The organism is Chryseobacterium indologenes, from assembly GCF_002025665.1.
Classification (GTDB): Bacteria; Bacteroidota; Bacteroidia; order Flavobacteriales; family Weeksellaceae; genus Chryseobacterium; species Chryseobacterium metallicongregator.
Genome location: NZ_CP018786.1, coordinates 2,622,387 through 2,643,313, shown reverse-complemented (window position 1 = coordinate 2,643,313; position 20,927 = coordinate 2,622,387). Strand labels below are relative to the sequence as shown.

General features: G+C 34.9%; 21 protein-coding genes. 16 read left to right on the top strand and 5 right to left on the bottom strand.

The window, feature by feature from the left end; all coding sequences use genetic code 11:
- Positions 1-43: 43 nt before the first annotated feature.
- The 9 genes from BUE84_RS11975 (at position 44) to BUE84_RS11935 (ending at position 8,939) form a co-directional block, all read left to right on the top strand.
- On the top strand, positions 44-1,759 hold the full coding sequence (locus BUE84_RS11975) for a phospho-sugar mutase (protein ID WP_079241830.1): 1,716 nt from the start codon (positions 44-46) through the stop codon (positions 1,757-1,759).
- A 17-nt stretch (positions 1,760-1,776) separates the two neighbouring features.
- Positions 1,777-2,688: a hypothetical protein gene (locus BUE84_RS11970; protein ID WP_079241829.1), complete on the top strand. Its 912-nt coding sequence runs from the start codon at positions 1,777-1,779 to the stop codon at positions 2,686-2,688.
- Between the two features lie 22 nt (positions 2,689-2,710).
- Positions 2,711-3,964, top strand: coding sequence for a pyridoxal phosphate-dependent aminotransferase (locus tag BUE84_RS11965; protein ID WP_079241828.1), 1,254 nt, complete (start codon positions 2,711-2,713; stop codon positions 3,962-3,964).
- A 158-nt stretch (positions 3,965-4,122) separates the two neighbouring features.
- Positions 4,123-4,674, top strand: a complete 552-nt coding sequence (locus BUE84_RS11960; RefSeq protein WP_145953237.1) for a hypothetical protein — start codon at positions 4,123-4,125, stop codon at positions 4,672-4,674.
- Between the two features lie 128 nt (positions 4,675-4,802).
- A complete protein-coding gene (locus BUE84_RS11955) occupies positions 4,803-5,789 on the top strand; it encodes a phosphatase PAP2 family protein (protein WP_079241826.1) in 987 nt (328 codons plus the stop codon).
- Between the two features lie 139 nt (positions 5,790-5,928).
- Positions 5,929-6,651, top strand: a complete 723-nt coding sequence (kdsB, locus tag BUE84_RS11950; protein ID WP_079241825.1) for a 3-deoxy-manno-octulosonate cytidylyltransferase — start codon at positions 5,929-5,931, stop codon at positions 6,649-6,651.
- A gap of 98 nt (positions 6,652-6,749) precedes the next feature.
- On the top strand, positions 6,750-7,412 hold the full coding sequence (locus BUE84_RS11945; RefSeq protein WP_034697731.1) for a hypothetical protein: 663 nt from the start codon (positions 6,750-6,752) through the stop codon (positions 7,410-7,412).
- Between the two features lie 34 nt (positions 7,413-7,446).
- A complete protein-coding gene (locus BUE84_RS11940) occupies positions 7,447-8,022 on the top strand; it encodes a glutathione peroxidase (RefSeq protein WP_079241824.1) in 576 nt (191 codons plus the stop codon).
- Between the two features lie 2 nt (positions 8,023-8,024).
- Positions 8,025-8,939, top strand: coding sequence for an ADP-ribosylglycohydrolase family protein (locus BUE84_RS11935; RefSeq protein WP_079241823.1), 915 nt, complete (start codon positions 8,025-8,027; stop codon positions 8,937-8,939).
- Positions 8,940-8,943: 4 nt separating this feature from the next.
- Here the strand turns inward: BUE84_RS11935 and BUE84_RS11930 are convergent, their stop codons facing one another.
- Positions 8,944-9,600, bottom strand: a complete 657-nt coding sequence (locus BUE84_RS11930) for an NAD(P)H-binding protein (RefSeq protein WP_079241822.1) — start codon at positions 9,598-9,600, stop codon at positions 8,944-8,946.
- Between the two features lie 119 nt (positions 9,601-9,719).
- On the opposite strand from BUE84_RS11930, the gene BUE84_RS11925 reads away from it, so the two are divergent.
- A complete protein-coding gene (locus BUE84_RS11925) occupies positions 9,720-10,073 on the top strand; it encodes an MmcQ/YjbR family DNA-binding protein (protein ID WP_079241821.1) in 354 nt (117 codons plus the stop codon).
- 82 nt (positions 10,074-10,155) lie between these two features.
- Positions 10,156-10,647: a hypothetical protein gene (locus BUE84_RS11920; RefSeq protein ID WP_079241820.1), complete on the top strand. Its 492-nt coding sequence runs from the start codon at positions 10,156-10,158 to the stop codon at positions 10,645-10,647.
- A gap of 9 nt (positions 10,648-10,656) precedes the next feature.
- On the opposite strand, the gene BUE84_RS11915 is transcribed toward BUE84_RS11920, so the two are convergent.
- Both BUE84_RS11915 and BUE84_RS11910 read right to left on the bottom strand, forming a co-directional pair.
- On the bottom strand, positions 10,657-11,706 hold the full coding sequence (locus tag BUE84_RS11915; protein ID WP_079241819.1) for an acyltransferase family protein: 1,050 nt from the start codon (positions 11,704-11,706) through the stop codon (positions 10,657-10,659).
- Entirely contained in the window at positions 11,690-12,616 is a 927-nt protein-coding gene (locus tag BUE84_RS11910) for a bifunctional riboflavin kinase/FAD synthetase (protein WP_034697746.1), read from the bottom strand. Before BUE84_RS11910 ends, BUE84_RS11915 begins: the two co-directional genes overlap by 17 nt.
- 288 nt (positions 12,617-12,904) lie before the next feature.
- Here BUE84_RS11910 and atpD point away from each other — a divergent pair, with 288 nt between their 5' ends.
- From atpD to BUE84_RS11895, 3 genes are all read left to right on the top strand, one after another.
- Positions 12,905-14,413, top strand: a complete 1,509-nt coding sequence (atpD, locus tag BUE84_RS11905) for a F0F1 ATP synthase subunit beta (protein WP_034697748.1) — start codon at positions 12,905-12,907, stop codon at positions 14,411-14,413.
- Between the two features lie 98 nt (positions 14,414-14,511).
- On the top strand, positions 14,512-14,793 hold the full coding sequence (locus BUE84_RS11900) for a FoF1 ATP synthase subunit delta/epsilon (protein ID WP_034697749.1): 282 nt from the start codon (positions 14,512-14,514) through the stop codon (positions 14,791-14,793).
- An 80-nt stretch (positions 14,794-14,873) separates the two neighbouring features.
- Positions 14,874-15,692 carry a hypothetical protein gene (locus BUE84_RS11895; RefSeq protein WP_034697750.1) on the top strand — a complete coding sequence of 273 codons (819 nt, stop codon included), beginning with the start codon at positions 14,874-14,876 and terminating at the stop codon, positions 15,690-15,692.
- A 368-nt stretch (positions 15,693-16,060) separates the two neighbouring features.
- Here the strand turns inward: BUE84_RS11895 and BUE84_RS11890 are convergent, their stop codons facing one another.
- Both BUE84_RS11890 and BUE84_RS11885 read right to left on the bottom strand, forming a co-directional pair.
- A complete protein-coding gene (locus BUE84_RS11890) occupies positions 16,061-18,250 on the bottom strand; it encodes a B12-binding domain-containing radical SAM protein (protein WP_079241818.1) in 2,190 nt (729 codons plus the stop codon).
- A gap of 158 nt (positions 18,251-18,408) precedes the next feature.
- On the bottom strand, positions 18,409-19,170 hold the full coding sequence (locus tag BUE84_RS11885) for a hypothetical protein (protein ID WP_079241817.1): 762 nt from the start codon (positions 19,168-19,170) through the stop codon (positions 18,409-18,411).
- A gap of 352 nt (positions 19,171-19,522) precedes the next feature.
- On the opposite strand from BUE84_RS11885, the gene BUE84_RS11880 reads away from it, so the two are divergent.
- Positions 19,523-20,110, top strand: a complete 588-nt coding sequence (locus tag BUE84_RS11880) for a Crp/Fnr family transcriptional regulator (protein ID WP_079241816.1) — start codon at positions 19,523-19,525, stop codon at positions 20,108-20,110.
- A gap of 130 nt (positions 20,111-20,240) precedes the next feature.
- Positions 20,241-20,891 (top strand): NADPH-dependent F420 reductase, encoded by a 651-nt coding sequence (locus tag BUE84_RS11875; RefSeq protein WP_079241815.1) that lies wholly within the window; start codon positions 20,241-20,243, stop codon positions 20,889-20,891.
- Positions 20,892-20,927 lie beyond the last annotated feature (36 nt).

Below are 20,927 nucleotides of genomic sequence, written 5' to 3'. Positions count from 1 at the left end.
AAACTAGGAACTTTACAAACTATAAAAGAACAACAATACAAATATGAATACACTAGAAAAAGCGAAACTTTGGTTAAGTGATACCTTCGATAAAGAAACGAGAGATGCTGTACAGACATTAATCGACAGTAATTCTCCGGACCTGGAAGATTCTTTCTACAGAGAACTGGAATTCGGTACAGGAGGTATGCGTGGGATAATGGGAGTGGGGACCAACCGCTTGAATAAATATACATTAGGACAGGCTACTCAGGGATTGGCCAATTATATGCTTCAGCAGTTCAAAGGAGAAGAGATTAAAGTGGCCATCGCTTATGATGTTCGTAATAACTCAAAAGAATTCGGAAAACTGGTAGCAGATGTTCTGACAGCCAACGGAATTAAAGTATTACTTTTCAAAGATCACAGACCGACTCCGGAATTGTCTTTCACTGTTCGTGATAAAAAATGTAATGGAGGAATTGTATTGACAGCGTCTCACAATCCGCCTGAATACAACGGTTATAAAGTATACTGGAACGACGGAGCACAAATTGTTCCGCCTAATGATGAAGCTATTATCAATGAGGTATATTCCGTAAAATTTGAAGAAATTAAATTCAACGGAAATGACGATCTAATTGAGTGGATCGGAGAGGAGCAGGATGATGTTTACATCGATGCCTGTATTGAAAATTCTACCTATCAGAATGTTGGAAAAGAAAATCTAAATATTGTTTTCACCTCTATCCACGGAACAACTTATACGACCATTCCAAAAGCTTTAGAAAAAGCAGGATTCAAAAAAATAGATCTTGTAAGAGAACAGATGATCCCAAGCGGAAATTTCCCTACCGTAGATTCTCCAAACCCGGAAGAGCCTGCTGCACTGGAAATGGCAATGGATCTGGCAAGAATTACCAATGCTGATATCGTTATCGGAACAGATCCGGATGGGGATAGATTAGGTATTGCAGTAAGAAACCTTGAGGGTGAAATGCAGTTACTGAACGGTAACCAAACCAATACAATCCTTACTTACTACATCCTGAATGAATGGAGAAAGCAGGGAAGAATTACCGGAAAAGAATTTATTGGTTCTACGATCGTAACTTCAGATATCTTCTTTGATATTGCACAGAAGTTTGGGGTAGAATGCAAAGTAGGTCTTACCGGATTCAAATGGATCGGAAAAATGATCCGCGAAGCAGAAGGAACACAGAAATTTGTGTGTGGAGGCGAGGAAAGTTTCGGATTCATGACCGGAGATTTTGTTCGTGATAAAGACTCTTGCGGAAGTATCCTTGTAGCTTGTGAAATTGCTGCATGGTGCAAAGCCAATGGAAAAACTATGTATCAGTACATGATCGAGATCTACGAAGACCTTGGAATGTATTATGAAGGATTGATCAATATCGTAAGAAAAGGAAAAGAAGGAGCTGAAGAAATTCAGAATATGATGAAAGACTTCCGTGAGAATCCTCCAAAAGAACTGGCTGGTTCATTAGTAGAAGAAGTGAAAGACTTTAAGGAACAGACAAGCCTTACCGTTTCTACCAACGAGAAAAAAGTAATGAATGATATTCCGAAGTCTAACGTTTTGATCTATTACACACAGGATGGAACAAAAGTATGCGTAAGACCTTCAGGAACAGAACCCAAAATCAAGTTCTATGTTTCAGTGAAGGATTCCGTTACTTCAGAAGCTGATTTCAGAGACAAATTAAAATCATTGGAAGTTAAAATAGGAGCCGTTAAAACAGATTTGAAACTGGATTAAGGTGCTGAAAACAGCAGATGATAAAAAGAGTTATAGCAATATGCATACTATCTGCAGCTGTAGTTTCCTGTAAAAAGGAAACTACAGTTTCAGAAGTAAAACAGGTAAACGATTCGATTACCAAAACTGAATCCGAAGAAGATCAGTACAAACCCATAGACACAGCTTGTTCATCCACTAACAAAACGGAGGATTATATTACATCTCTTCAATGGTATCGTACCAAAATCGAAAAAGAGATGGCAGCTAACAGTCCGGAACAGAATGACAGAGTATACGAAGATTATTTAAAAATAAGAGGAAAGTATACAGAATGTCTGATGAATCTTCATACTGATGTCTTGGATAAATATGCGAATTATTATAACTATGATAAGGATCAGTACAACTTTCCGGATAACGTTAAAAAAATAGCTTCAGAACTAAAGAAAGCAGGTCTTGAATTCAGAGAAGTAGGAGAAGGAATGACTGAAATATGGACCATTCCGGGATATTATTCTTCTCTTTTTAAAAATAAACTGACTCCGGATTATGAAGCTTATATTTCACAAACGGATAAAGAAAGTGAAGCTAATTATGCAGCAGATGCAGGATTGATAATCAGCTGGGAGCAACTAGGCGACAGGCTGATGTTCTGGGAAAATTTTATGAATAAATATCCTGAAAGCAAGCTGATAAAGACTGTAAAACAAGACTATAACTACTATTTGTCTGATTATCTTTTGGGAATGGATAATACTCCAACCTACGAAAGAGAACCAGACAAAGAAACCGGAAAACTAAACGATGAAAACAGAGCGGAATTCAACAGGATGATCAAAAAATATCCGAATTCCAACACGACAAAAAAAGCAAAAGAAGTAATCACCCTTTTTGATGCACAAACACCGGTAGATCAAATATATGAGAAGATTCATGGAGAACGATAATATAAATTTAAAATAAGAAAAAGTGAAAGTTTCAAAATTAGCAGCGAACCTGATCGGTTCTGAAATTGTAAAAATTGGTAACGAAGTAAATGATCTAAAAGCAAAAGGAGCAGAAATTGCCAATCTTACTATTGGTGATCTGAATTCTAATATCTATCCTATTCCAACATTATTGAAGGAAGAGATTCAGAAAGCATATCAGAATAATCTGACGAACTATCCCCCTGCCAACGGACTTTTATCTTTAAGAAAAGAAGTTTCCAAAGACCTTAAAAAAAGATGGAATCTTGACTATTCTCCTGAAGATATCCTGATTACTGCAGGATCAAGACCTTTGATCTATGCTGTATACAAAACGATCGTAGATGAAGGAGATAAAGTAGTATATCCTACACCATCTTGGAATAATAATCACTATGCTTACCTTACTTCAGCCAATGCTGTAGAAGTAAAGACAAAGCCTGAAACCAATTTTCTTCCGACTGCTGATGATTTAAGACCTCATTTGGATGGAGCTGTGTTATTAGCTTTATGTTCTCCTTTGAACCCTACAGGAACCATGTTTACAAAAGAACAGCTTTCTGAGATCTGCGAATTGGTCATTGCTGAAAACAAAAAAAGAGGGGAAAATCAAAAACCTTTATACTTAATGTATGACCAGATCTACTCTTGCCTTACATTCGGTGCTGAGCACGTAGATCCAGTTTCTCTTTTCCCTGAAATGAAAGACTACACTATCTATATCGACGGTATTTCAAAATGCCTTGCAGCAACAGGAGTACGTGTTGGATGGGGATTCGGGCCTGCTCATATCCTTGATAAAATGAAGGCGCTTCTTACTCACGTTGGGGCATGGGCACCAAAACCAGAGCAGGAAGCGACGGCTAAATTCTATGAAAATTCAGAGAATGTAGATACTTTCGTGAATGATTTTAAAGCTAAACTTGAAAACAGCTTAAAAGTACTTCACAATGGAGTTCAGGACTTAAAAGGAAAAGGATTGGCTGTTGACAGTATTGAACCAATGGGAGCTCTTTATCTTACTATTAAATTAGATTATATCGGGAAAACAAAACCAGATGGCGTAGTAATTGAAAACTCTTCAGACCTGGTATTCTACTTAATTAATGAAGCAGGAGTAGCATTAGTGCCATTCTCAGCCTTCGGAGAAGAAAAAACTGAACCTTGGTTCCGTGCTTCTGTAGGAGGATTAGCTGTAGATGAGATTAAAGTAATGCTTCCAAAACTGGAAAGTGCTTTGAACAAATTAAAGTAATCTTTACATAAAATATAAATGCTTCGACTCTGTCCGGCATGACACTGTTAAAAACAAAATGAGTTTAATTGTGTCACGCTGAGCAAAGTCGAAACATTTTTTACACACCTTATGAAACCATGAAACTTTCACAGAAATTCTTTCTTAAAACAAAATATATGTTTTTTTCAACGCTGGCAATCATTGTAATAGTGATTCTCAGTGTTTGGCTTTCAGGAAAAGGATCTCATCGTTCACTATTTCAGAATTCAATTTTATCAACCTCTGTTTTGGCTGGAGCATTTTTCCTATTTATTACGTTGGGACTATATTTTGGGTTGAAACTAAAAGACAATATCGGAAATATTTTAAACAAAGAAAGAATACAAAGATATGCTGATAAAACACCAAAACTTGATGGTTTTGAGTTTGATCCACCAGCTGTTGGTGATGGAATAGGAGGTATTATTTTATCAATTCTTTTATGGATTGTAGTTTCAATTCTACTCATTTTTCTTTCCTACTTTTTTGGTCTTTTCTTTTGGTCGTCTGTATTATTATTAGGAGCTATCTTGTACTGGATTTTTTTCAGAGCTTTAAGGTTGGTTTTCAAAAACTCAGGAAAATGCAAGGGCAATTTGCTAAAAAGTTTTGGATTCGGACTTTTTTATTCTTTTCTCTATATCTCCTGGATGTATGGAATTATTTTTCTGATCAAATATTTGCATTGAAGTTGTGTTTATTAATCAAAAAATTAAATAAATATTAAAAATTAAATAATCTCTTTGTACGACATACAACAAGGAATTATCTTTGAGACTTTTACACACCTGAATATAATAAAGTCGAAAATTACACGATGAAAAAACTGAGATTTCTACTCTTACCAGTTTCAATATTGGTATGCTCACAAGAGGTTGATACATTGAAGGTAAATGAGCTTCCAAAGGAACTTGGATTGCCAAAAGTACAAACTTACACCCTAAAAGACGGATCTGTCAGAACCTATCCTAAACCTAAATTATTAGATTTTGTAACCAAATTACCCAGAAACTTTATCGATACCAATAAAGACTTTGTAGCCAAAGATCATGCTTATTATCTGGGAGGTGCTGTTGCGGCAACTTTGATTCTTCTGCCATTTGATCAGAAACTGATTGACAACTCAAGAGAGCTTGCAGAACAATGGGGGATGGATAAGGATAATAACTACCACAAAGTCGGAGGTGTATTTAAAATTCCGAAAGATATCGGATCTACTCTGTATCTCATAGGAAATGGTTCCACATTAGTATTACTAGGAATTGGTTTTGGTACCTATGGATTGATTAAAAATGATTACAGAGCACAGGCTACGGCGAGTGGTTTGATGGAAAGTTTAATTCTTTCCGGAGTTTTCACTCAAACCCTTAAAAGAATTACCGGAAGAGAAAGTCCATTTATTGCCGAAGAATATGGGCATAAAGGAGGCGCGTGGAATCCATTTCCAAGTTTCTCCGCATTCAGTAAAAATACATCGAATTATGATGCAATGCCATCAGGACATTTAACTACCTTTATGGCTGGGATCACAGTTATTGCAGATAACTATCCGGATGCCAAATGGATCAAACCTGTAGGATATACACTGGCAGGAGCATTATGCTTTCAAATGATGCAAAGTAAAGTTCACTGGGCTTCAGACTATCCGTTAGCCTTATTAATGGGATATTTTATTGGAAAAACAATCTCAAAAAGCAGATATACTTCTTCAGAAGGAACTATAGGAAAGACAAAATATAGTCTCAACTTCACTGCATCCCGCCAATGGGAATACAATATGGTAGGCGTAAAACTCTCTTTTTAAACTCTGAAATCTCTGTTTTGTAGAGGAAATAAGATACTTTTCACTACATTTGGTCTCAGGATAAAAGGTTTATCCTGGCTTTTATAAATGCCGGAATGGAACCTCCTGATTTAAAAAGAATTACTTAATATTGTATTGAATGAAAATAATCGCTGTCATCCCTGCGCGTTACGAAGCAAGCCGTTTTCCAGGGAAACTAATGCAGATTTTAGGAGAAAAAACCGTGATTACCACAACCTATCAGAATGTAGTGGAAACCGGACTGTTTGACGAAGTATTTGTCGCCACAGACTCTGAAATTATTTTTGATGAAATCGTAAAAAACGGAGGAAAAGCTGTAATGACAGGACAGCACGAGACCGGAAGCGACCGTATTGCTGAAGCAGTACAGAATATAGATTGTGATATCGTGATCAATGTTCAGGGAGATGAACCTTTCCTTAAGTTAGAACCTTTATGTCAGTTGATTGAAGTTTTCAGAAATGACAACCAACAGGAAATATCTTTAGCTTCTTTAAAAATACAACTGCATGAAAAAGAAGAAATTGAAAACCCGAATAATGTAAAAGTGATTACTGATAATAATGGTTTTGCCTTGTATTTTAGCCGTTCCGTAATTCCTTTTCACAGAGAAGTTTCTTATGATGTAAGTTATTTTAAACATATTGGAGTATATGCTTTCAGGAAAGAAGCCTTGTTGCTATTTTCAAAGCTGGCTATGAAGCCATTGGAAATAGCAGAAAAGATTGAATGCATCCGTTATCTTGAATATGGAATGAAAATCAAAATGATAGAAACCAATTTTGTAGGAGTAGGCATTGATACTCCGGAAGATCTGGAAAAAGCCCGGAAGTTAATTTAAAATCAGAAGAATGAGCAAAACAAATTGACCTTTTAATTGTTTTGTGTTTTTGCAATTTTACATAAATCCCCCTATATTTGAATTTATAAATAAAATTAATGAAGAAGTTATTATTAGTATTTGGACTGATATTTTCGCATGTGATATTCGGACAGACCGCAAAGGAAATTATTGACAAAAATATTGAATTATCCGGAGGGTTAACCAATTGGAAACTGTTAAATTCAGTATTGCTTCAGGGAAAAGTAATCCTGGGAATTAAAGATGAATATCCGATAAGAATTTTCCAGCAACGTCCAAATCTTACTAAAACATTGATTACTACCGGAGGAAAAGAAACCGCAATTGAAGGTTTTGATGGTACCAAAGGATATGCTATGAATTATGCGGCCAACAAACTTCAGGAATATCCTGAATATGTGCCGGAAAGCTTTGATAATGACTTCATTGATTGGGAAAATAAAGGATTTGATGCCAAATACCTTGGAAAAGAAAAAGTAGGAGAGATCTACTGCCATAAGGTAGAACTTACCAAAAATGTGAATAAGAATATGTACTATTTTGATACAAAAACTTATATGTTGATCAAAGAAGTGAAAAAAGATGAAACATTGATCTATTCTGATTTTAAAAAAGTTGGAAACATTGTAATGCCTTTCAGAATTGAATCTTCAAGTGCTAAAAAAGATGGAGATTATGTGATGTTATTAAACAGAGTAGACATTAATAAAGTATTCCCGGCTAATATTTTTAAGTTTTAATTCAACTGCAGTTCTCTGCATAAACTTATAAGACATGAAAAAGATTTTTTTACTGCTGCTTTCTTTCATGGCATTTCTGCAAAGCTGCTTCAATCAAAAAAGTGAAATTTCAAAAGCTAAAACCAACGAACTTATGGGAAAAACAATATATGACTTCAAAGTAGAAAGTCTTGATGGCAAAGAAATCAATTTTGCAGATTTCAAAGGAAAAAAAATCCTGATTGTTAATACAGCTTCAGAATGTGGGTTTACCCCTCAGTATGCAGATCTTGAGAAGGTATATGAGCAATATAAAGATAAATTGGTAGTTATAGGTTTTCCTGCTAATAACTTCGGAGGACAAGAACCTGGAACCAATACTGAGATTGGAGCTTTCTGCCAGAAAAACTATGGAGTAACATTCCCTATGGCTGCTAAAGTTTCTGTAAAAGGTGATGATACCGCACCAATCTTTAAATTTTTAACAGAGAAAGAATTAAACGGAGTAAAAAATACAAGTATCCTTTGGAACTTTACGAAATTCCTGGTGGACGAAAACGGAAAACTGATTGATTCTTTTGTAAGTACTACAAATCCTACAGATCAGGCGATTACAAAGTATCTGAAATAATAATGCATTGCGTAGATTTTCTGGATCGGTTTGAAGCTTGTATCATCAGCGGAGCAATTGGAGATGCGTGGGGAAGCAGTTATGAAAATGAAATAAAAATCGATGATTCCCATATTTATTATTTAGGGAAAAAAAACATAAACCGAAGAGTTTGGAGTATTACGGATGATACACAAATGACTTTGGCGACTTGTGAAGTTTTGTCTGAGGACAGCTTTACTCCTGAAAATCTTATCAATAAATTTATAGAATATTACAGAAGCCGCAAATTAACAGGAATTGGCGCTTCTACACTTAAGGCAATTTTAGATACTGAAGCTGGTATTCATTGGAGCCAGGCAGGACGAACTGGAGAATTTGCCGCAGGAAACGGAGGAGCAATGAGAATTGCTCCTTTTGCTTTTTTCTCACATATGACAAGGCAAGATATTTATGAAGCCTGTAAGGTAACACACAGAAATGATGAAGCTTTTTCTGGAGCCCTGGCTGTTTTTCTTTCCATAAAAGCAATTCTAAATTCTGATTGGAATGGAAACAATAATCTTTTTGATATTATTATTCCGGAAATTCCCGATACAAGTGTAAAAGACAGATTAATCGAAATTAATTCAATAGGCAATAATTCTTCAATTTCAGAAATATCAAAATTGGGCAATAATGGCTATGTTGTTAATTCGGTTCCTTTTGCAATTTACTGTTCAACCAAAATTATTGATTTAGGTCTGGAAGAAATGTTGAAACAAATTATAAGTTCGGGTGGAGATACAGATACCAATGCTTCAATTGCCGGACAAATTGCGGGAACATTGATCGGAACTGAAAATATTCCCCATGAATTAATTTTGAAACTTAAAAAACTACCGGATTATAAATGGATCAAGCCAATTATTGATGCAACAAAACAGAAAATCAGTTGAAGCATTATCCATTACTCTTCTCTGCAAAGCAGAAAATGTTCCCCAGCTTAATACTCGAATAGCCATTACTTTTTATTTTCGAAGAATTGATCATGGCCTTTGCCAGAATATCGGTCGGCAAAGGTTTTTTACTTTCTAACAGCCCAAGTTTATTCGCAAATTTAATAATGCGGCTTCCCAATACTTCTCCGGTTCTTTCAGAGTCTTTTCGTTCAAGCATTCCTGGCTTAAAAATGGTAATCTTATTGAAATGCAATTGTTTTACGGCCTCTTCCAGTTCACCTTTCATCTTGGAATAGAAAATTTTAGACTGCGGATTTGCACCATAAGCAGATACCAGAATATAATCTTCCACCTCATTTTCTTTTGCGGCTTTTGCAAATTCATACTGATAATCAAAATCTACTTTCTTCTGGGCTTCTTTGCTTCCGGCATCTTTTAAGGTAGTTCCCAGACATGAAAACGCCACATCTCCCTTCACCATATTTTTCCATTCTTCAGGCTTTTCAAAATTCACCACATGAACTTTCAGTTTATCATTCTGAATATCGACAGGTTTTCTGACAAAAATATCTACTTCATCAAATTCTTTATCATTGAGTAACTGATTCACCAGATCTTTTCCTGTAGCGCCTGTAGCACCTATTACCAGAGCTTTCATAATAATTGCGATTTTGTGAGATTATTTCTTTCTTAAATTTACTAAATTTGAATCAAAGATTAAAGAATTATATCATTTAATCATTACGAATTACTGATCACTCATTACTCATATTGAATATGGATGCCAACGAAATTTTAGACTATTGCCTTGCCAAAAAAGGAGTTACGGAAAGTTTTCCGTTTGATAACGAAACACTTGTACTTAAAGTAGATACCAAAATGTTTTTACTGATGGGTCTTGAAAGACAGCCGTTAGCAATCAATGTAAAAACAGATCCGGAGTGGAGTGCAGAGCTTCGTGAGCAATATCCTCAGATCACAGGTGCTTATCATATGAACAAAACCCACTGGAATTCCGTGGCAGTAGATGGACTGAAAAGAGATTTGATCTTTAAACTTATTGACCAATCCTATGATCTGGTTTTTAAATCTCTTACCAAGAAGGCTCAAAATGAAGTAAATTCTTTATAGTAAATAAAATAAATTGAGGTATGAAATTTGTTATCTATTACCGGTGAAATAATATATTTAATCTTAATAAAATAAATAACAAATGAGAAACCACCTTTTATTATTCGCAACAGCAGGTGCATTTCTGCTATCAAGCTGTACCAATCCGGTAAAGAAAAGTACTACAGAAACTACAACTCCTGAAGCATCCGCAGCATCCGCTTCCTCTGAAAATCTTAAAATAGAATTTTCAGGAGTGGAGAATTTTACCATTAAAAATCCAAAACTAAAGGTTAGCCTGTACGGAATGGATGAAAAACTGGCCGATGCTCCTGCCAGCTTAATTACAGAGAAAGAATTTGAGCAGAAATCTGTACCATTTACTATTGATCTTCCGGTGCCAAAAGATGCTGAAAGTAAAATCAATCCAAAACCTGCTGGTCCGGCAAAATACTATGTAACCATAAGCTGGGACTCAGATGGAAATGGAAAAGCAGATGAAAAGGGTGATATCTTCATTGATTATGACAAACAGTTCCCCAATGTGAAACTGAACAATGAAACCCAGAAAATCTACTTAAAAGTATTAAAATAAACTAAAAGGCTATTCAGTGAGAATAGCCTTTCTTGTTAATAAATCTTTATATTCTAATGCTTTCTTTTCAATCAGATGCCAGGAAACGTATCCTAACAGAATAGATAGCGGTAATGAAATTATAAATAACATAGCTGTATCCAGTTTAAAGAAATACATCAGCGTCTGCTGTATAGGGAAAGAATAAATATAAATACCATAAGAAGTATCTCCGATAGTATCTCCAACTTTATTAAGATATCGGGTAGAGCTTTTCCCAAGAAGAATTACCAGCAGAGGCAGGGTAATATAGCAGGTATACTGATTAATATTTAAATATACACTGGCAATAAGAACAGTGAAAGAAAGAATAATAAGAATGTTTTCTGTTCTTTTATTGGTATTCAGGTAAGTCATGATCATTCCTCCGACGAAAAAGCACATCAGATTGTAAAAGTGATTACTTCCCAGTTCCATTTTCATGAATAATCCGTGAAGGAAATAGGGATGAAAAAGACTTAAGAGATAACTTGATATAAATAGCAGAATGACAACTGTTTTCACAAATGTTTTTTCCCTGATAAAGAAGAGTAGTGAAACCATGACATACATGCTGAATTCATAGCATATAGTCCACAAACTCCCATTGATACTGTGTTTGTAAGGATTGTTTTCAAAAACTCCATCAATACCTTTTTGACGGAAAAATAAAGTGATATTTTGAGGAATATAAGTGTAAACAGATTTGTTCTGTAAGTAAGGAACAGTATTTTCATACACTGCAGGTGCCAGTAAAACCGTAAGAAAAAGTACGACTAATAGTGCCGGAAAAAGTCTTAAAAGTCTTTTCCAGTAAAAATCGGGAAGACTTTTGCAGCGAAGCAGGCTTTTAAAAATCAGGTATCCGGAGATAATAAAAAAACCATGAACTCCCAGATAAGAAAATTCCATCTGGCCGTTGGTAAGTTGTGACAGTAGATCACCATGAGGCGCTCCTGAAAGAGCATAGGAATGGGAAATGACAACAAAGCTTGCAAAAATAAGCCTTAGAAAGTCAAAATTATTACTCCTTGAATTCATATATTTGTGTTAATCTTTTATCCTCATCCAGTCTTTCAATCAATTTGTCAAGACCTTCAAATTTGATTTCATCATGAAGAAAATCCCTGAAACTTACCGTAATCTTTTCTTCATAAATATCATCATCAAAATCAAGGATATAAACCTCCACAGTTAGTTTTTCTCCGTTTACCGTGGGATTGGTTCCCACACTCAGCATTCCTTTATATTGGTTGCCTTTTACGAATACTTCTACAATATAAGCTCCTTTTTTAGGTAATAGCTTGATAGATTCAGTGTCAATATTGGCTGTTGGATATCCGATGGTTCTCCCAATCTTTTTTCCATGAACTACAGTTCCTGAAACAGAGTAGGAATATCCCAGCATTTCATTGGCCTCTTTAACATTTCCTGCTAACAGGGCATTACGTACTTTTGTGGAACTGATATTATTTTCATGAATATTAATCGCTTCCATCTGTTCTACTTCAAAATCCAGTTCTTTTGATAATTTCTGAAGAAGCTCAAAATTTCCACTTTTATTTTTTCCGAAAGAATGATCGTATCCTATAATAAGGTACTTTACATTAAGTTTATCAACTAAAATCTGGCGTACGAATTCTTCTCCGGTCAGATTTCTGAATTCTTCATCAAATTCTTTCAGGAACAAATTATCAATGCCATATTTCTCAACCAGTTGTTTCTTTTCTTCCAGTGTATTCAGAAGTTTTAAATCTTCATTAGGATTAAAAACAAATCTTGGATGAGGCCAGAACGTAAGGATTGCTGTTTCCAGATTATTTTCTGTACCTATTTTAGTCAGTTCATCGATAATACTCTTGTGCCCGAGATGTACCCCGTCAAACATTCCTAAAGACAATGCTAAAGGCTTCTGTGAGGAGTAATCTGTAAAATTCTTGAAAACTTTCAAAACGGAAAAATTTTGATTGCAAATATAAAACCTTTATTTTTAATGTAACGGAGGGAATCTGAAAATTTGAAAATGAAAAATTTTGAAAAAAATCCTACATTATATAATACTATAATAATAACAACTTAATGAATTGCAAATTTGCTGTTAAATATAATGATAAATATTGAATTTTACATAGTAAATGACAAACTCATTCATCTCTTCAAAAGCATGATAAAAATCTTTTTTTTACCAATTGCGGGTTTATGAAGAATCACTATATTTGCACCAAGAAAAAATTTAGCAATGGCAAACCAAATTAAAGGTAAAATTTCTCAAATTATTGGTCCGGTAATCGACGTTGTCTTCACAGATGTGGAAGCTGTTCCAGCAATCTATGACGCGTTAGAAATTACAAAAGAAAACGGTGAAAAAGTAGTTTTAGAGGTAGAACAACATATTGGCGAAGATACAGTAAGATGTATCGCAATGGACGCTACTGACGGTCTTAAAAGAGGGCAAGACGTAATTGGATACGGAAATCCTATTATGATGCCTATCGGAGAGGCAGTAAACGGAAGACTATTCAACGTTGTTGGTGATGCTATCGATGGACTTCAAGATATTTCTAAGGATGGTGGTCTTCCAATTCACAGACCAGCTCCAAAATTTGATCAATTATCAACTTCAGCAGAAGTTTTATTTACAGGTATTAAAGTAATCGACCTAGTTGAGCCTTACGCAAAAGGAGGTAAAATTGGATTGTTCGGTGGTGCTGGTGTAGGTAAAACAGTATTGATCCAGGAGTTGATTAACAATATTGCAAAAGGACACGGAGGTCTTTCTGTTTTCGCTGGAGTAGGTGAAAGAACGAGAGAAGGAAATGACCTTTTGAGAGAGATGTTGGAATCAGGTATTATCAAGTATGGTGATGATTTCATGCATTCTATGGAAAACGGAGGTTGGGATCTTTCTAAAGTAGACTTAGAAGCTATGAAAGATTCAAAAGCTGCATTCGTTTTCGGACAGATGAACGAGCCGCCAGGTGCAAGAGCTAGAGTAGCACTTTCTGGTCTTACATTGGCTGAGTACTACAGAGATGGTGGAGAAAGCGGACAAGGTAGAGACGTACTTTTCTTCGTAGACAACATCTTCCGTTTTACACAGGCTGGTTCTGAGGTATCTGCACTTCTTGGTCGTATGCCATCAGCGGTAGGTTACCAACCTACACTTGCTTCTGAAATGGGTGCGATGCAGGAAAGAATTACTTCAACTAAAAATGGTTCAATTACTTCAGTACAGGCGGTATACGTACCTGCGGATGACTTAACTGACCCGGCTCCTGCAACTACGTTTGCTCACTTGGATGCAACTACAGTACTTGACAGAAAGATTGCTTCATTAGGTATCTATCCAGCGGTAGATCCACTTTCTTCTACTTCTAGAATCCTAAACCCTGAAATTTTAGGTAATGATCACTACAATTGTGCTCAAAGAGTAAAAGAAATCCTTCAAAGATATAAAGCTCTTCAGGATATCATCGCAATCCTTGGTATGGAAGAACTTTCTGAAGAAGATAAAGCTGTTGTATACCGTGCAAGAAAAGTTCAGAGATTCTTATCTCAGCCTTTCCACGTAGCAGAGCAGTTTACAGGTATCCCAGGATCATTGGTAGACATCAAAGATACTATCAAAGGATTCAACATGATTATGGATGGTGAATTAGATCACTTACCAGAAGCAGCTTTCAACTTGAAAGGAACCATCGAAGAAGCTATCGAAGCAGGACAAAAAATGTTAGCTGAAAACGCTTAATAATTAGACATAAGATTTTTAGACATGAGATGAGAGACATATAATGTTTGTCAAAAATCTTTTAATCTTCAATCTTTTAATCTTTTAATCTAAATTAAATGAATATAAAAATTTTAACACCAGAATACGTAGTTTTTGAAGGAGAAGTAGACTCAGTATTATTGCCTGGAAAAAATGGTGAATTTCACATCATGAAAAACCACGCAGGAATTGTTTCTTCTTTAATCGGAGGTGATGTAAAGCTTTTTGCTAATTCTATTGATGAGGCTTATGCTAAAAACTTCACTAAAGAAACTGGAAAAGACTCTGTTTTTGCTTATGCTATCAAAAGCGGTGTTGTAGAATTTAATCATAATAAAGGTATTATCCTTTGTGAATAATTAAATGAAAAGCTAAATATATTTTCAAGAAAGTGTAACTTTGTGTTACACTTTTTTTATTTATGTAAAAGTCTGATGGTATGAAGAAAGGCATAATCATATTCTTTACAGTTCTGGGTGTTTTCCTCCATGCTCAGAATATTAAAACCAAGAGAGGAATTATTAATCTTGACGGTATTCCGGTAGCTAAGCTCTCCAACAAATCCAGCGAATATACTTTTATGGATTTAAAAGAGACTCCGCTCTATACGATAAAATTCATTGACAAAAGCATCGTTGATTCTGTTCGCGACAGCTATATCAGTGTCAACAGAGTATATAACAGGGATAAAACAATCGAAATTGATTATTCATCACCTTCTGCATTTTCCGGAGAAGAAAAATCTGCCGTCTTTACTTCAGTTAAAGATCTTAAAATCATTGATAACAAAGGAATCAATGTCAAAAATCTCGATGAACTTTTTTCAAATGTACCCAAAAGAAAGCTGGATACTAAAACGAAAGATGCGTATGCTATCAGAAAGAAAATTGATAAGATGAATATTGAGGTCAATAAAGTAGGAGAGATTCTTAGTAATGGTGTTCCGGTAGGATATTTTACGAATCTTCCTGTAAGTTTTGGCTCAGAAGATACCATCATGGATAAGACTCCAATAGACATTGAAATCTATGATGCTAAGAGTAAACTTATCGGTAGATATATCACGACCACAAAGCAATTAAAAACAGCAGGAGGGAAGTCATTTACCATATACAAGGAAATGTCCGGGAGAGCTTCTATTTTAAAATTCCCAACCTATAAAGCATTAGCTGAACGTATGGCGATTATGGATCCTAATTTTATTAAAATACAGGAGAAAGTATCAGTGGGGACTGTAACAAAAGAAACGCCTAATTAAAAGAAATATATTTTTATATCAATAGAAACGGGCTTTAGCCCGTTTATTTATTAAGGATCAAATTTCCATTGGCTTTAGCCAAAACTTATATAATTTACTTTAAACCACCTTGTCAAAAATTCTTTGAATTTTCGCCACCCTCCAGAGGATGGTAATATTTTGCCGGTTTATATATAGTAGTTAAAAATTTGGACTTGATTTTTTCGAAACGAAAAAAAACTTTATTCTCTTAAATAAAAATCTGTGTAAATCCGCGTAAGCTGTGGGAGATTATAATTCTATAGAAACAGATGTAATTCGTTCAGAAAAAGAAAAATTTATAGAAAATTATGTTTTTTTAAAAATCCCTGAGAAAAAAGCAGAAATTTTTATAAACTTAAAATCACCCCATTTTCTTTCAACTGCTGTATCGGTTTTGAGAACCAGAATAACTCAAAATCATCGAAATTTTCTTCAAATTGACTCTTAAGTTGCTGAATTGTAGGTTTTTTAGAATTTTCAATCGCATTCTCTTCCAGTATGTTCATCAACCATTCTGCCTTTTCCTGCTCCAGTTCAATCTTCACAATATTGGTTTTTAGGTGGAATGTAAGAAGCGTATACGTACCAGAATATTTCTTTTTATTTTTTACGCGATTCTCAGCGATTACATTTTTGGTCAAAAAGACAACTTTTGAATTTGCTTTCAGACTAAACTGTCCATCTTCCAAAAGACAGTCGTGAATATAATCCGGATGAATGGTTGTTCTTGGAATTTTAAAATCGAACCACTCCTGAAGCGGTAACTCGAAATTTACTCCATGCATATAATTGAACAGAGATTTTTTTAATCCGAAGCTGAACTTGTTGTGATCGATTCCGGTTTTATCTTTAAAGTCAATATCATTATTGGCAAACAAAATTTCCTGTTTTACCGGAACTACCCCAAAATCTTCAGGGCTCATTCCAACGGGTGAGTGAGCAGTCATCGCAAATTGATGCCAGAATCCACTTTGAAGAATTCCCATCTCAAACATCTGTCGAATCATTTCCAGAGAATCTACTGTTTCCTGAATCGTTTGGGTAGGGTAGCCATACATCAGATAAGCATGAACCATAATTCCTGCTTCTGTAAAATTTCTGGTTACATTAGCAACCTGTTCCACAGAAACTCCTTTATCAATTAACTTCAGCAATCGGTCACTGGCCACTTCCAGACCACCGGAAACCGCAACACATCCCGAAAGTTTCAGGAGATAACATAAATCACGGGTAAAGCTTTTTTCAAAACGGATATTGGTCCACCACGTAACCACAAGATTTCTTCTGAGAATTTCCAGAGCAACCTCTCTCATTAAAGCTGGTGGTGCTGCTTCATCTACAAAATGGAATCCTGTCTCACCGGTTGTTTTGATTAATTCTTCAATTCGATCTACCAGAATCTTAGCAGAGATAGGTTCATAGATTTTAATATAGTCTAAAGAAATATCACAGAATGTACATTTCCCCCAGTAGCATCCGTGTGCCATGGTCAGTTTGTTCCATCTTCCGTCGCTCCATAAACTGTGCATCGGATTGGCAATTTCGATAACGGAAATATATTGATCAAGTTTTAAATCTGTATAATCAGGAGTTCCTACTTCAGACTGTTTGAAGTCATGTCTTTTAGAATTGTTCTTGTAGACAACTTCTTTATTTTCGAGAAGAAAAGTTCTTTTAAACTCACCTTCCTCAGATGCAATTTCTAAATTCTGGTAAAGAAGTTCCAGAGGAAGTTCACCATCATCTAAAGTAATAAAATCAAAAAATTCGAATACTCTCTGATCTTTGACTTCTCTTAATTCCGTATTGGGAAATCCTCCTCCCATAGCAATTTTAATGTGAGGATAATGCTTTTTGATCCATTGGGCACATTTGAATCCGGAATACAAATTACCAGGAAACGGAATGGAAAAACAAACAAGCTTTGGCTGAACAGCTTCAATTTTTTCCTGAAGAATTTTTAAAGTGAACCCATCTATAAATGTAGGTTCACCAGATAGTTTAGAATATAATTCATCAAAAGAATTGGCACTTTTTCCAAGGCGTTCTGCATATCTGCTGAAGCCAAAATCAGCATCAATATTTTCTACAATATAATCGGAAATATCTTCCAGGTACAGAGTTGCCAGATGCTTGGCCTTATCCTGAAGTCCCATATTTCCAAAAGCAAATTCCATATCATCCAGCTGGTTGAAACGGGAAGCTTCGGGAAGAAAGTTCATGCTGCAGATCTGTCTTGCCAGTGTAGGAGTTTTATCCTGTAAAAAAGTAATAACCTGATCTATTGTTTTTAAATACTCCTCTCTTAAGGCATAGATTCTCTGAGAGTTTTCAGAGGTGTTCAGGAGGTCAATTTTTTTATTGAAAACCTTCTGAATTCCATCCTTTGAAAATAATTCCAAAATAACATCGATCCCCAAATCTACCTGATAGCTTGAAATATTCTTGGTATTTAAAAAACCTTTTATATAAGCTGTTGCAGGATAAGGAGTATTAAGTTGGGTAAACGGCGGAGTAATAAGAAGCAGGTCTTTCAACAGAAATTTTTTGCAAAGTTATTCCAAAGTTTTTTTAGAAAAAAATTTTTTCTCCTGATTATAAACAGTGAGGAAAAGTCTTTAGAGATATTGCATTTTATTACTATTCGATTTTCTTGATTCTTCTTATTTCCAATTCATAGAAGCAGCAAATTATTTTAGAATAAATTAGAAGGTTTATTAAACAAAGCATCCGGAGAATAGCTGTCAATAAATGTTAAGAAAGCATCTTCGTCAAAATATCCGTCTTCATCAAGAATTTCAGCTTTCAGCAATCCGATTTCACCAGGTCTTTCAAGGCTTATATTTTCAATAAACTTTCCGGTTTTCCCTATTATTTCATTATGAAAACTGATTAAGTATCTGGAATAAATATTTCCTTCGGCCACCGTGTAATGTCCGTTTTCTGCAATGAGAGAAGTCATAATGCTTCCTCCGATATATGTTTCATTATCATTTCCTGAAGCACCAAACAATACTTTTGAGGTAACATTTCCAGAGCAATATAATGAACCGTTGACGATAATATTTTCAGCCTGTATATTACCGGTAACAATAAGAACAATATAGTCTTCCACAAACAGTTTTTTGGATAACCGAAGGTCACCTTCTATAAGAATTATTTTGTATCCTTCATCTTCAGAGGTAATTAATTCAAGAGAAATGCTGTCTTCATTTTCTATGAGAACAATTTCAGGTGCATTATCCTCATTGTTGATATACAGAGAAGCATCTTTGATCTTTTCTGCTGTTTCATCATCCAGCATTTCGAGAAATTCGGCAAGACTTTCTTCATCTAAATAGCTTTCATTGAAAAAATTATTTTCCAAAGCTTCATGAGCGATGCTATATAGATTTTCCGATTTATCTTTGAGCTGTTTGTATAATTGATCTTTGGTAAGTTTTTGCAATTCTTTCATCGGCTTTTAAAAGTATATACATGGGTCAGTTCAGTGGGGGAAACACCTATTAATAGACCAATGCAATATAATCAGATAAATTTTGTTATGCCAGAAAGTAAAGGATTTATTTTCTTAAATGTTTTCCAGCATAATATTTTTTTAGCTTAATATGATATTATTTTATCAATAAGCTCACTTCTACGAACTCCTGTGTGGCATTTTATTATTTATGATACAAAAAAGAACAATGTAAAAATATTTTTAGATACTTGATTTTTGGGAGTCTTTCATTCCTATAATGTTCAGTTTTTTTGATATATTGTAATAATGATTTACTAAAAATTTATACAACAAGTACATTTTATTTACAATGTCAAAAGAAACCACTCCGCTTATAGAATATTTTAAAAGCTATATTCCGCTTTCAAAGAATGAAATTGAGGTATTGAATGAACGGTTTGTTGAAAGAAGAATCAAGCGAAAACAGTTTATTCTTAAAGAAAACGAGATCTGCCAGTATTATACATTTGTAGTCTCCGGCTGCTTAAAAATGTACAATATACATGGTAACGGAGAAGAACACAATCTTCAGTTTGCTGCAGAAAACGACTGGATTGTAGATATAGACAGTTTTCATAATAAAAAGCCCAGTAAACTATACATTGCTGCACTGGAAACTTCTACTGTACTACAGATTGAAAAAAATGACCTTTGGTTTCTTTACACCTATTATCCTAAATTTGACAAAAATTTCAGAGTAATTATTGAGCAAAAATTTATTGAACTGCAAAATCGGGTGCTTCAAAATATAAGTGCTACGGGAGAAGAAAAATATGAGTTTTTCCTCAAACATTATCCTCACCTGGCGAATTGGCTTCCCAATACACAGATTGCTTCCTATCTTGGAATCACACCACAGTTTTTAAGCAAAATCCGGCAGAGAAGAATAAAAAACTAATTTTTATATGAAACTAGTTTCATCATTCGCCTTACCAAATGTCAAGATGAGTTCTTAAACTAGTTTGTCTTTTTTTGAATGGCTTTCCTACTAATTTTGACATAGATAATTTATTAAAAATCAAAAGAAAATGGAAACATTAAAAAAAGTGGCCGTTATTGGTCTTGGTAACATTGGAAAAGCAATTGCAGATGATTTGGTTAATAATAACCGTAACGTGATTGTAGCATCAAGAAATGATGAAGAGTCTGCTGGTTTTGCTCAACAGTCCAATGGTTTTGCCAAAAGTATGGATATTGATCAGGCAATCAATACCGCAGATATTATTATTCCGGCAATAGGGTTTGGTGCTTTCAAAGAATTTTTCAATGATCATGGGAATATTCTGAAAGGGAAGATCATTATTGATGTATCCAATCCTATTACTCCGGATGGAAATGGCGGATTTAAAAAGATTATCGGAGAAAAAGAATCTGCAGGAGAACTCAACAGAGCTGTGCTTCCTCAGGGAGCTAAGCTGGTAAAGGCATTTGGGACATTGGGTGCAGCAAGTCTTGCGGGAGCTTCCAACAGTAATCCTGAAAAAGCAGTATTGTTTTATGCTTCAGATGATACCTCAGTTGACAAAGATATAGAAGATGTTATTAGAAATGCAGGATTTGATCCTTTAAAAGTAGGAGGAATTGATCAGTCGATCCGTATTGAAGTTTTTGGAGATTTGCATGAATTTGGAGCACTGGGAAAAACGGTAAGTCTTGCAGAAGCTCAATCAAAATTATAGAAAAATACTTGCTAAAGTTATACAAAAAGCCGGACT

What these genes read in the sequence shown, in the direction of transcription:
- BUE84_RS11915 (WP_079241819.1), bottom strand. Translation starts at nt 11,706, where the DNA reads ATGAATTCAAGGAGTAATAATTTTGACTTTCTAAGGCTTATTTTTGCA.
- BUE84_RS11880 (WP_079241816.1), top strand. Translation starts at nt 19,523, where the DNA reads ATGTCAAAAGAAACCACTCCGCTTATAGAATATTTTAAAAGCTATATT.
- BUE84_RS11935 (WP_079241823.1), top strand. Translation starts at nt 8,025, where the DNA reads ATGCATTGCGTAGATTTTCTGGATCGGTTTGAAGCTTGTATCATCAGC.
- BUE84_RS11925 (WP_079241821.1), top strand. Translation starts at nt 9,720, where the DNA reads ATGGATGCCAACGAAATTTTAGACTATTGCCTTGCCAAAAAAGGAGTT.
- BUE84_RS11900 (WP_034697749.1), top strand. Translation starts at nt 14,512, where the DNA reads ATGAATATAAAAATTTTAACACCAGAATACGTAGTTTTTGAAGGAGAA.
- BUE84_RS11960 (WP_145953237.1), top strand. Translation starts at nt 4,123, where the DNA reads ATGTTTTTTTCAACGCTGGCAATCATTGTAATAGTGATTCTCAGTGTT.
- BUE84_RS11920 (WP_079241820.1), top strand. Translation starts at nt 10,156, where the DNA reads ATGAGAAACCACCTTTTATTATTCGCAACAGCAGGTGCATTTCTGCTA.
- BUE84_RS11970 (WP_079241829.1), top strand. Translation starts at nt 1,777, where the DNA reads ATGATAAAAAGAGTTATAGCAATATGCATACTATCTGCAGCTGTAGTT.
- BUE84_RS11930 (WP_079241822.1), bottom strand. Translation starts at nt 9,600, where the DNA reads ATGAAAGCTCTGGTAATAGGTGCTACAGGCGCTACAGGAAAAGATCTG.
- BUE84_RS11895 (WP_034697750.1), top strand. Translation starts at nt 14,874, where the DNA reads ATGAAGAAAGGCATAATCATATTCTTTACAGTTCTGGGTGTTTTCCTC.
- kdsB (WP_079241825.1), top strand. Translation starts at nt 5,929, where the DNA reads ATGAAAATAATCGCTGTCATCCCTGCGCGTTACGAAGCAAGCCGTTTT.
- BUE84_RS11975 (WP_079241830.1), top strand. Translation starts at nt 44, where the DNA reads ATGAATACACTAGAAAAAGCGAAACTTTGGTTAAGTGATACCTTCGAT.
- BUE84_RS11945 (WP_034697731.1), top strand. Translation starts at nt 6,750, where the DNA reads ATGAAGAAGTTATTATTAGTATTTGGACTGATATTTTCGCATGTGATA.
- BUE84_RS11955 (WP_079241826.1), top strand. Translation starts at nt 4,803, where the DNA reads ATGAAAAAACTGAGATTTCTACTCTTACCAGTTTCAATATTGGTATGC.
- atpD (WP_034697748.1), top strand. Translation starts at nt 12,905, where the DNA reads ATGGCAAACCAAATTAAAGGTAAAATTTCTCAAATTATTGGTCCGGTA.
- BUE84_RS11885 (WP_079241817.1), bottom strand. Translation starts at nt 19,170, where the DNA reads ATGAAAGAATTGCAAAAACTTACCAAAGATCAATTATACAAACAGCTC.
- BUE84_RS11875 (WP_079241815.1), top strand. Translation starts at nt 20,241, where the DNA reads ATGGAAACATTAAAAAAAGTGGCCGTTATTGGTCTTGGTAACATTGGA.
- BUE84_RS11940 (WP_079241824.1), top strand. Translation starts at nt 7,447, where the DNA reads ATGAAAAAGATTTTTTTACTGCTGCTTTCTTTCATGGCATTTCTGCAA.